The organism is Bradyrhizobium sp. (genome assembly GCF_049691595.1).
Classification (GTDB): domain Bacteria; phylum Pseudomonadota; class Alphaproteobacteria; order Rhizobiales; family Xanthobacteraceae; genus Bradyrhizobium.
The window spans coordinates 1-10,532 of the sequence record NZ_JBAVNZ010000225.1; the positions used below are offsets into that span (position 1 = coordinate 1).

12 protein-coding genes and 1 pseudogene are annotated in these 10,532 nt (G+C 64.1%); 8 read left to right on the plus strand and 5 right to left on the minus strand.

All coding sequences use genetic code 11. The annotated features are described in order from the left end of the window. Positions 1 to 639, plus strand: a pseudogene (locus WCE35_RS10020) (amino acid ABC transporter substrate-binding protein); the annotation flags it as partial. Between the two features lie 217 nt (positions 640 to 856). Here WCE35_RS10020 and WCE35_RS10025 read toward each other — a convergent pair. Together WCE35_RS10025 and WCE35_RS10030 are read right to left on the minus strand one after the other, a co-directional pair. Continuing rightward, positions 857 to 1,996 carry an acyl-CoA dehydrogenase family protein gene (locus tag WCE35_RS10025; RefSeq protein WP_424593183.1) on the minus strand — a complete coding sequence of 380 codons (1,140 nt, stop codon included), beginning with the start codon at positions 1,994 to 1,996 and terminating at the stop codon, positions 857 to 859. A gap of 180 nt (positions 1,997 to 2,176) precedes the next feature. Continuing rightward, entirely contained in the window at positions 2,177 to 3,361 is a 1,185-nt protein-coding gene (locus WCE35_RS10030; RefSeq protein ID WP_424593184.1) for an acyl-CoA dehydrogenase family protein, read from the minus strand. Positions 3,362 to 3,520: 159 nt separating this feature from the next. On the opposite strand from WCE35_RS10030, the gene WCE35_RS10035 reads away from it, so the two are divergent. Continuing rightward, a complete protein-coding gene (locus WCE35_RS10035; RefSeq protein ID WP_424593191.1) occupies positions 3,521 to 4,066 on the plus strand; it encodes a carboxymuconolactone decarboxylase family protein in 546 nt (181 codons plus the stop codon). Positions 4,067 to 4,155: 89 nt separating this feature from the next. Next, on the plus strand, positions 4,156 to 4,650 hold the full coding sequence (locus WCE35_RS10040) for a VOC family protein (RefSeq protein WP_424593185.1): 495 nt from the start codon (positions 4,156 to 4,158) through the stop codon (positions 4,648 to 4,650). Positions 4,651 to 4,669: 19 nt separating this feature from the next. Here the strand turns inward: WCE35_RS10040 and WCE35_RS10045 are convergent, their stop codons facing one another. The 3 genes from WCE35_RS10045 to WCE35_RS10055 form a co-directional block, all read right to left on the minus strand. Continuing rightward, positions 4,670 to 5,914, minus strand: coding sequence for an MFS transporter (locus WCE35_RS10045; RefSeq protein ID WP_424593186.1), 1,245 nt, complete (start codon positions 5,912 to 5,914; stop codon positions 4,670 to 4,672). A gap of 101 nt (positions 5,915 to 6,015) precedes the next feature. Further along, complete coding sequence (locus WCE35_RS10050; protein ID WP_424593187.1) at positions 6,016 to 6,699, minus strand: DUF938 domain-containing protein; 684 nt, start codon at positions 6,697 to 6,699, stop codon at positions 6,016 to 6,018. A 9-nt stretch (positions 6,700 to 6,708) separates the two neighbouring features. After that, positions 6,709 to 7,077 (minus strand): ArsR/SmtB family transcription factor, encoded by a 369-nt coding sequence (locus tag WCE35_RS10055; protein WP_424593192.1) that lies wholly within the window; start codon positions 7,075 to 7,077, stop codon positions 6,709 to 6,711. Between the two features lie 178 nt (positions 7,078 to 7,255). Between WCE35_RS10055 and soxC the strand changes: the two genes are divergently transcribed. The 5 genes from soxC to soxZ are packed head-to-tail and all read left to right on the plus strand — an operon-like array spanning position 7,256 to position 10,437. Beyond that, the gene (gene soxC / locus WCE35_RS10060) at positions 7,256 to 8,539 is read left to right on the plus strand and encodes a sulfite dehydrogenase (protein WP_424593193.1); all 1,284 of its coding nucleotides are present in this window, start codon (positions 7,256 to 7,258) and stop codon (positions 8,537 to 8,539) included. After that, the gene (locus WCE35_RS10065) at positions 8,523 to 9,197 is read left to right on the plus strand and encodes a c-type cytochrome (protein ID WP_424593188.1); all 675 of its coding nucleotides are present in this window, start codon (positions 8,523 to 8,525) and stop codon (positions 9,195 to 9,197) included. The genes soxC and WCE35_RS10065 overlap by 17 nt, the downstream gene beginning before the upstream one ends. Positions 9,198 to 9,234: 37 nt before the next feature. Further along, positions 9,235 to 9,579, plus strand: coding sequence for a sulfur oxidation c-type cytochrome SoxX (gene soxX, locus WCE35_RS10070; protein WP_424593194.1), 345 nt, complete (start codon positions 9,235 to 9,237; stop codon positions 9,577 to 9,579). Between the two features lie 30 nt (positions 9,580 to 9,609). Further along, positions 9,610 to 10,104, plus strand: a complete 495-nt coding sequence (gene soxY / locus WCE35_RS10075) for a thiosulfate oxidation carrier protein SoxY (RefSeq protein ID WP_424593189.1) — start codon at positions 9,610 to 9,612, stop codon at positions 10,102 to 10,104. A gap of 21 nt (positions 10,105 to 10,125) precedes the next feature. Further along, the gene (gene soxZ / locus WCE35_RS10080; protein WP_424593190.1) at positions 10,126 to 10,437 is read left to right on the plus strand and encodes a thiosulfate oxidation carrier complex protein SoxZ; all 312 of its coding nucleotides are present in this window, start codon (positions 10,126 to 10,128) and stop codon (positions 10,435 to 10,437) included. The last annotated feature ends 95 nt before the right edge of the window (positions 10,438 to 10,532 follow it).

Genomic DNA, 10,532 nt, shown 5'->3' on the forward strand with positions numbered 1-10,532 from the left:
GGATTCATGCTGCCGCGCGCGCGCAATATCGATTCCGCGCTCGACCTCAACAACAGCAAGGTCTGCGTGCAGGCGGCGACGACCACCCAGCTCAACCTCGCGGATTATTTCCGCGCCAACAACATGAAGTACGAGGAGATGAAATTCTCCAAGCTGGACGAGGTGGTCAAGGCCTATGATTCCGGCCAGTGCAACACCTTCACCGCCGACGTCTCCCAGCTCTATTCGCTGCGGCTCAATCTTTCCCGGCCGAACGACCATGTCATCCTGCCCGACGTCGTCTCGAAGGAGCCGCTCGCCCCCGTGGTGCGGCAGCGCGACGACGACTGGATGATGATCGTGAAGTGGACGCTGTATGCGATGATCAACGCCGAAGAACTCGGCGTCACGTCGAAGAACATCGATGAGGCGCTGAAGTCGAAAAAGCCCGACGTGATGCGGCTGGTCGGCACCGAGGGCGCTTATGGCGAGGAGCTCGGCCTGACCAGGGACTGGGCCGCGCGCATCATCCGCCACATCGGCAATTACGGCGAAGTCTATGAGCGCAACGTCGGCTCGGAATCCAAGCTGAAGATTCCGCGCGGCCTGAACCAGCTCTGGAGCGCCGGCGGCATCCAGTACGCGCCGCCGATCCGGTAGGTTCTCGCGCCGAGTCATTTGGACGCACCGGAATACTGGGTCGCCCGGTCAAGCCGGACGATGACGACTTGTTATGATGAACCGCCGGTGACAATCCAACGACAGAGATGACACTCTCCACGTCATTGCGAGGAGCAAAGCGACGAAGCAATCCATTCTTCCTCTCCGCGGCGAAATGGATTGCTTCGCTTCGCTCGCAATGACGAGGGTGGGACCGCTAATAACTCTTCATTCGCGCCAGCTGGTCGGCGTGAAAATTGCTGTCGCCAAACAGTTCCTGGCACACCCGTGCGCGCTTCATGAAAAAGCCGATGTCGAACTGGTCGGTCATGCCCATGCCGCCATGCATCTGCACGCCTTCCTGGACCGCTTGCGTCGCGGTCGAGCCGGCACGCGCCTTGGCGACCGCGACCGCGGCGCCGGCGTTCTCGAAATCGCCATCGAGTGTCTGCAGCGCCTTCAGCACCGCGGCGCGGGTGATCTCGATCTCGATATAGAGCTGGGCGGCGCGGTGCTGCAGCGCCTGGAATTCGCCGATCGGCTTGCCGAACTGTTTGCGCTCCTTGAGATAGCTCACGGTGCGGCCGAACACTTCTTCGCTGAGGCCCACCATTTCGGACGCCACCGCGCCGCGGCCGATATTGAGCACGCCTTCGAGCAGCACGCCGCCCTGATCGACCTCGCCGAGCACGCTGTCGGCATCGACCTCGACATTGTCGAACACGATCCGCGCCGCATTGTGTGAATCGACCATCCCCGTGCGCTCGGTCGCGATGCCCTTTGCCTTCGGGTCGAGCAAAAACAGCGTCAGTCCGTTGCGCTCGCCGGCCGCGCCCGCGGTGCGCGCCTCCACGATCAGGAGACCGGCGGTATGGCCGTCGACCACAAAAGCCTTGTCGCCCTTGAGCCTGAAGCCGTTGCCGGAGCGCACCGCCTGCATTCTCGTTTGCAGCGGGCGATGCTTGGCACCCTCGTCGATCGCGAGCGCCGCCAGCAGCGAACCGTCGGAAATCTTCGGCAGATGCCGGGATTTTTGCGCTTCGCTGCCGCCGCGCGACAGCGCCGAGGCTGCCAGCACGGCGGTCGACAAAAATGGCGACGGCATCAGGGTGCGGCCGATTTCCTCCATCACGATCCCCGCCTCGACGCAACCGAGCCCGCTGCCGCCAAATTTCTCCGGCACCAGCAGGCCCGCGAATCCCATTTCCGCGAACGTCTTCCAGAGCTCGCGGGAGAATCCGGTGGCGTCCTTCGCATCGCGCAGTTGGCGCAGATGCGACACCGGCGCCTTGTCGCCGATCAGGCCGCGCGCGCTGTCGCGCAGCATGGATTGTTCTTCGCTGAGGACGAGTGCCATGGGGATTTCCGGTCTTGTGTTTCAGATCAATCTAGAAATCGTCATTCCGGGATGCGCCCTCTTGGGCGCAGGCCCGGAATCCATACTCACGATCGTGGTTACGGATTCTCTGATGTGCAATTGCACATCATAGTTCGCGACTTCGTCGCGCCCCGGAATGACACGCGGTTATGGTGTGCCTTACGCCCCCGGCAGATCGAGAATCCGTTTGGCGACGATGCCGAGCATCACCTCGCTGGTGCCGCCCTCGATCGAGTTGGCCTTGGTGCGGAGCCAGGCGCGCGGGCGGGCGCCGCCGCTGGAGCGTTCGCTTTCCCATTCCAGCGCGTCGATGCCGCCGGCCGACATCAGGATTTCGTAGCGGCGCTTGTTGAGCTCGGTGCCGTAATATTTCATCGCCGAGGAAAATGCCGGATGCGACTGCCCGGCCTTGGCCAGATCGACCGCGCGCTCGGCCGCCGCCGCCAGCGCCGCCTCGTCGATCTCGAAGGTCGAAATCTGGCTGCGCAGCATCGGATCTTCCAGCCGGCCCTGCTCGTCGGTGCCGACGGAGTCGGCGGCGACCTGGCCGAGCGGCCGCCCGACGCCGCGCTCGCCCATGCCCGAGATCATCGCGCGCTCGTGCTGCAGCAGATATTTCGCGACGTCCCAGCCGCGATTGACGGTGCCGACCACATGCGATTTCGGCACCCGCACATTGTCGAAGAAGGTCTCGCAAAACGGCGAGTAGCCGGAGATCAAAAGGATCGGCTTGGTCGACACCCCCTTCGAGGTCATGTCGAACAGAATGAAACTGATGCCGTCATGCTTCTTCGCCGCCGGATCGGTGCGCACCAGGCAAAAGATCCAGTCGGCGTAATTGGCATAGGACGTCCAGATCTTCTGGCCATTGATGATGTAGTCGTCGCCATCGCTTTCGGCGCGGGTCTGCAGCGAGGCGAGGTCCGAACCTGCGTTCGGCTCGGAATAGCCCTGGCACCAGCGGATCAGGCCGGCGGTGATGTTGGGCAGATGCTCCTGCTTCTGCGCCTCGGTGCCGTATTTCAAAAGCGCCGGCCCGAGCATCGAGATGCCGAACGAGGTCAGCGGCGGCCGCGCGCCGACCGCGGCCATCTCCTGGCGCACGATCTTGGCTTCCTCGCCATCGAGGCCGCCGCCGCCATATTGCTTCGGCCAATGCGGCACGGTCCAACCCTTGTCGCGCATCCGCTCGAACCAGACGCGCTGCGGCTCGGAGGCGAATTTGGCGTTGCGGCCGCCCCAGAACGTATCGGCGTCCGAGGTCATCGGGCGGCGCATTTCCGGCGGGCAGTTGGCCTCCAGCCAGGAGCGGGTTTCTCGGCGGAATTGATCTGTGACGGGCATGGTGCGCTTCCATCGTGAATGGGTTGAAAAGACCTTAGCCGCCGCGCCGCGGAATTCAATATGTCTTGCCGCGCGCCATGCCGCCGCCGCGGTGGTCACCAACCGCGATCGGGTGTATGCGCTTTGGCCTCGACGATTGAAAAAACAGGGAAAACCGAGATGCGCCTGAAGTTGCTTTCGCCTGGCGAAATGAGCGCGGACCAGAAACAAACCTACGACGAATCGATCGCCGGCAAGCGCGGCGCCCCGCCGCCGCCGATGATGGCCTGGCTGAACAGCCCGGAGATGGCCCGGCATGCCACGCGCCTCGGCGCGGTGCTGCGCTTCGACACGATCTTTCCGGCAAAACTGTCGGAGATCGCGATCCTCGTCACCGCCCGGCACTGGACCTCGCATTACGAATGGTATGCGCATAAGCGGCTGGCCCTGAAAGGCGGCATGGACCCCAAGATCATCGAGGACATCCGCGATCGCCGCACGCCTGACTTCGATGATCCGAAGGGCCAGATGATCTACGACGTCGCCAGATCGCTGCATGAGGGCCACGGCCTGTCGCACGCGCTATATGACCAAGCGGTCAAGCTGCTCACCCCGCGCGGCGTGGTCGAGATCATCGGTCTGTGCGGCTACTACACGATGGTGTCGATGACGCTGAACACTTTTGAATTTGAGCTGCCGGCAGGGGAGGTTTCCGATCTTGCGTAGCGAAATTCGCCGCCTACGTGTACCGGACGCGCGCTTCTTCAGCGGTGCACCGCATCCGGGGCACGGAAACTTTACGAATGGAGAACACCATGCCCGACAACCCACCCGTCATCGCCGGCACCCGGATCGGGCATGTCCATCTCAAGGTCGCCGATCTCGATCGTGCGTTGGGATTCTATTGCGGCGTGCTCGGCTTTGAGCTGATGCAGCGCCTGAACTCCGGCGCGGCGTTCATCTCGGCCGGCGGCTATCACCACCACATCGGGCTCAATACCTGGGAAAGCAAAGGCGGCGATCCGCCGCCGCCCGGCACCACCGGCCTGTTTCACACCGCGATCCTGTATCCGACGCGGCCGGCGCTGGCCAACGCGCTGCATCGCGTGATCAGCGCCGGCATCCAGCTCGACGGCGCCAGCGACCACGGCGTCAGCGAGGCGCTTTATCTGCGCGATCCCGACGAGAACGGCGTCGAGCTGTATTGGGACCGGCCGAAGGAAAAATGGCCGCGCACGCCGGACGGCACGCTCGCGATGTTCACGCGACGGCTCGATCTCGAGGATTTGCTGCGGCAGCGGGAAACCTGACGGCGCGGTGACCACGTCATCAAAGGCTGGGACCGGGAATTTCCTCGACCGCCTGCTGCCCTGCCCGTCGTTTCGCAAACGAGGCAAACGACAGCACGGCCAGGCCGAGCAGCACCGGCGGGAATACCACCATGTTGACCGCCGACCAGCCGTAATGGGCCAGCAACTGGCCGGACGAGAACGACCCCACCGCCATCATTCCGAACACCAGAAAATCGTTGAAGGCCTGCACCTTGTTGCGCTCCTGCGGCCGATGCGTCTCCAGCACCAGCGCGGAGGCGCCGACAAAGGCAAAGTTCCAGCCGACGCCGAGCACGATCAGCGTCGCCCAGAAATGCATCGCGGTGATGCCGGCAAGGCCGATCGAGGCGGCGGCCGCCTCCAGCACCAGCCCCAGCGCGACGATGCGCGGCGCGCCGAAGCGCGCGATCAGCGAACCCGTGAAGAAGCTTGGCCCGTACATCGCCACGATATGCCATTGAATGCCGAAATTGGAATCGCTGACGCTAAGGCCGCACATCTTCATCGCGAGCGGCGCCGAGGTCATCACCAGGTTCATCATGGGATAGGCGATGACGCCGCACAGCGCGGCCGCGATGAAGCGCGGCTGGCGCGCGATTTCGAACAGCGGCCGGCCGCCATGCAGATCGGCCGCCGCAGGTCTTGGCGCGTCGACCCCCGACAGCACGGCCATCGCAACCAGCGCGACCAGCGCCTGCACCACGAAGCTGAAGGCGAACAGATAAGGCGGCCAGATATCCATGGTCCACTGCACGAGCTGCGGACCGAGTACGCCGGCAAACACGCCGCCGGCCATCACCCACGACACCGCCTTGGGCCGGAACGCGGCGCTGGCGCCGTCGGCGGCGGCGAAGCGATAGGATTGCGACACCGCGCCATAAAGGCCGCCAAGGAAGGTCGCGCCGCAGAACAGCCAGAACGACGCATGCAGGATGGCGAAGGCGCCGAGCGCGCCGGTCAGGACGCCGCAGCCGGTGCCGATGATGAAGGCCGTGCGGCGGCCATAGGCGCGCGAGATCGCGCCGGTCGGCAGGGTGCCGGCGGCAAGGCCCAGCACATACATCGAAAGCGGCACGGTCGCGAGCGCGATCGAAGGCGCGAGCGTCGCGCCGACGATCGAGCCGGTAGCAAAGATCACCGCCGAATTGGCGCCGGTCAGCGCCTGCGCCGCCGCCAGCCGCAAGACATTGGAACGGGCCCGCGCGTCGTCGGCCATCTCCCCGGTCGCAGTCATATCGATCATCGGCAGTTTCGCCCGGCAGCACATCGATTGATTCCCGGCACTATGGAGAGTTGAGGCCAGCCGATCAACCGGCGGAAACGGACGCGCGCCATGCGCCGCGCTCAGGCAGTGTTCGATCGCCCAAACACCAGGATCATATTGTTGGCCGGCATTTCCATGGTTTCGATCCATGTCAGCCCGACGCCATCGGCCAGTTGTTCGAGATCGCCGATATCGCGCACGCCCCATTCGGGGTCCCTTTCGCGAAGGCTGGTGTCGAACGCGGCATTGCTGAGCGCGGTATGCTTGCCGTCGCGCTTGAACGGCCCATAGAGCAACAGCCGCCCGTCCGGCCGCAAATATCGCGCGCTGCCCGCAAACAGGCCCTCGGCGACGCGCCACGGTGCGATATGGATCACATTGGCGCAGAATACCGCCAGCAAAGCCTTGGGGCCGCTGCCGTCCTGCATCGCCGGGCACCAGGCGGGATCGCCAAGGTCGATCCGCAGCGGCGGACGAATGTTCGAAAGACCCGCATGCGCGCGCCACGCATCGATGCTTTTCAGATGCCGTGCGTCGAGGTCGCTCGGCCACCAGATGATATCGGGGGCAAGCCTGGCAAAATGCACCACATGCTGACCGGTGCCGCTGCCAGCCTCCAGCACGTCGCCGGATTTCCCGGCCAGGAATTTCTGCAACACCGCCCAGATCGGCTGGTGATTGCGGTGGAACGCGGCCGCGTCGAGGCGGCCGTCGGACTCGACCGGCCGGCCGTCCTCGCCGAATTTCGCAACGCATCGAGCCATGTCAGCCAATCACTTCAGTTCGCCGCAATAGATCTGCTTGAGCACTTGCAGCAGGTGCAATGCGCGTTTGTCGGCGACGGTGTAGTGCAGCGTTTGCGACGTTCGGCGGAATGTCACCAGGCCGTCGGTGCGTAGTTTAGCCAGATGCTGCGACAGCGCGGACTGGCTCAATATCACTTCGTCAACCAGTTCTCCCACCGTCATTTCGCCGCGCGCGGCAAGAAAGCAGAGGATCAGCAGACGCTTTTCGTTGCCGAGCAGCTTCAAGAGCCGGGCGGCCTCGCCGGCCTGTTTGGCCAACTTCTTCAGCGCCGCCGTCTCGTCGTCGCCCGCCCGGTCGGGCCTTCCGGCGCTGGCGGCAGTTGCAATTGCTTTCATGTGGTTCATATCCGGCTGGTGACGCGCGACTGCAAAACGTATCCGATCAATAGCGCACCACGGTTAGTTTAGCATTGACTAAATTAGCAGATGGCGATACGGCTCGAGCAACCATAATCTATTTGCGGTCTTTGATGCCGCGGAGTGAGGAAGCGTGCTGCCCGACCTCTGGCGTACCGTGCCTGCGGTACAGACACATGCAGGCGCACGCAATCCGCTCGGCCGGCGCGCATTTCTCGGGCTCGGCGCGGCGCTGACCGGCGGCCTGGCGCTCGGCACAAGGCCCGGCCATGCCGGTTCCCCGACAGCTTACCCGCCCGCCGATCCGCCCTGGTCGCAATCGGTCGGGCCCGGCGTGGTGGATCGGCCCTATGGCCAGCCCGCCGCCGCCGAGGCCGGCGTGATCCGCCGCAACGTTCCGTGGCTCACCGCCGGAACCGAATCCTCCATCAGCTTTTCGCCGCTGCAGGACCTGCACGGCATCATCACGCCGAACGGGTTGTTCTTCGAGCGCTACCATGCGGGGCGGCCGGACGTGGACCCGGACCAGCACAGGCTGATGATTCATGGCATGGTCGAGCGCCCGCTGCTCCTGTCGATGCAGGACATCGTGCGTTTTCCCTCGGTGTCGCGCATCCATTTCATCGAATGCCCCGCCAATGGCGGCATGGAGTGGCGCGCGGCGCAGTTGAATTCGCTGCAATTCAATCACGGCATGATCTCCTGCGCGGAATGGACGGGGGTACTGCTTTCGACCCTGCTGGACGAGGTCGGTGTCAGGAAGGAAGCGCGCTGGGCGATGGTCGAGGGCGCTGACGGCGCGCACATGAGTCGCAGCCTGCCGCTCGGCAAGTGCCTCGACGATTGTCTGATCGTCTACGCCCAGAACGGCGAGGCGCTGCGCCCGGAGCAAGGTTACCCGCTGCGGCTTTTGGTGCCGGGCTGGGAGGGCAATGTCAGCATCAAGTGGCTGCGGCGGATCAAGCTCGGCGACAAGCCCTGGTATTCCCGCGAAGAGACCTCGAAATACACCGACCTGATGCCCGACGGCACCTCGCGCGGATTTACCTGGCTGATCGATGCCAAATCCGTCATCACCTTCCCGTGCCCGGAAAGGCCGCTGGCCGGCCCCGGGCTCTACGAGATCAGAGGGCTGGCCTGGAGCGGCAACGGCAAGGTCAAACGGGTCGACGTCTCCGTGGATGGCGGCGTCAACTGGCAGAGCGCGCGGCTGCACGAGCCGGTACTGACAAAGGCGCTCACCAAATTCACGATGCCCTGGCGATGGGACGGCCGGCCGGCGCTGCTGGAATCCCGCGTGATCGACGAGGCCGGCTACGTGCAGCCGACGATCGCGCAACTGCGGCAGCAACGCGGCACGAATTCGGTCTATCACAACAATTCAATCCAGACCTGGCAGGTCAAGCCTGACGGGAGCGTGTTCGATGTCCAGGTCGGGTAATGGCCGGTTGCTGCTTGGCGCAGCCCTGATGGTCGTCTGCGGTGCGGCCGCGAACGCCGCGGAGCCCGGCTATTACGGCTATGGCGTGAAGCCGACGACCGAGCAAATCGCCGGATGGGATATCGACGTGCGCGGCGACGACGGCGCAGGCCTGCCGGCGGGCCAAGGCTCGGTCCAGCGCGGTTCGGAGGTTTTTGCCGAGCAGTGCGCCGCCTGCCATGGAACTTTTGGCGAAGGCGAAGGCCGCTATCCCAAGCTCGCGGGCGGCACGGGAACGCTGCGTAGCGAACGGCCGGAGCCGACGGTCGGCAGCTATTGGCCGTTCGCGCCCACGCTGTGGGATTACATCAACCGCGCGATGCCGATGCCGGCGCCGCGCACATTGTCAGCCGATGACGTTTATGCTTTGACGGCCTATATTCTGAACCTGAACGACATCGTTCCGAATGAATTCGTCGCCGACCAGGATAGCTTGCCGAAGGTCAAAATGCCGAACCGAGACAGTTTCATCTGGACCGATCCGAGACCCGATACCATGGCGAAGCCGTGCATGAACGCCTGTGCCGACCCGGCCGCGATCAAGATCAGCTCTACCGCCGAAGGCAGGAACCTGACGCCGCGTACGACCGGACCGCTCGACACCATGCAGCCGAAGTGAAATACGGAATACGCCCTTGACCGAACGGCTTTCGAGCATGTCTGAACTGATGGTGAAGTTGGCCCTGGCGTTGCTGCTCGGTACCGCGTTGACATCTGCCGCCCAGGCGCAGTCCGCCGCCGAGGGCCAGAAGCTCGCGTTCGACCGCGGCAAGGGCAATTGCCTGACCTGTCACGTCATCAAGGGCGGCGACCTCCCCGGCACCATCGGCCCGGAGCTCGTTGACATCAGGAAGAAATATCCCGATCGCGACGAGCTGTTCGCCATCGTCTACGACGAAACCAAGCGCAATCCGCTGACCGTGATGCCTCCGTTCGGACGAAACCGGATTTTGACCGAAAAGGAGATCAACGCGGTGGTGGATTTCCTGCACACGCTGTGACGCCCGCGCGCACGCTTTAGGAGAGTTTCGATGAGCATCAAGAATACCGGATTTTCGGCCGCCCGGCGGCTGATCCTGCAAGGCGCCGGCACGGTCGCGCTGACCGGCCTCGGCGTCGTTGCCCTGCGCTGGCCGGCGGCCATTGCCGCGGCGAACGACAAATATCCGGAAGAAGCGTTCAAGCAGAAGAGCGAGGCGGATGCGATCAAGGCGCTCTACGGCAAGACCGCCGAACCTTCCGACCAGGTGAAGATCGACGCGCCGGAAATCGCCGAGAACGGCGCGGTGGTTCCAATCTCGGTCACCACGACGCTTGCCGACGTGACCTCGATCTCGTTCCTGGTGGGCGAGAATCCAAACGCGCTGGCGGCGTCCTACAAGATACCCGCAGGCACGATGCCTGCTGTCGCCAACCGGCTCAAGATGGCCAGGACCAGCAACGTGACCGCGATCGTCGAAGCCGGCGGCAAGCTTTACAGCGCCACCAGGGAAGTCAAGGTCACCGTCGGCGGCTGCGGCGGCTGAATTCAAACAGGGAAGAATCCGATGGCATCGACCATTCGCGTGCGCGCCACCTCAAACGGCGACATCACAGAAGTGCAGGCGCTGATCCAGCATCCGATGGATTCCGGTTTCGTCAAGGACGCCAAGGGCGAGACCATTCCGCCGCACTACATCCAGCAACTGACCTTCGAACATAATGGCAGAAACATATTCGTCGCCGACTGGGGCACCGCCGTCTCCAAGGACCCTTACGTCAAGTTCAGCTTCAAGGGCGCCAAGAAGGGCGACGATCTCAAGGTCGGCTGGATCGACAACAAGGGCGCCACCGACACCGCGACGGCGAAGATCCAATGACGCCGCGCTCCGCGCGTCGATTGGCTTCAGCCGCGCTGGCGCTGGCGGCAGCGCTGGCGTTCGCGACGCCGCCTGCCGGCGCCGCGGACAAGGTC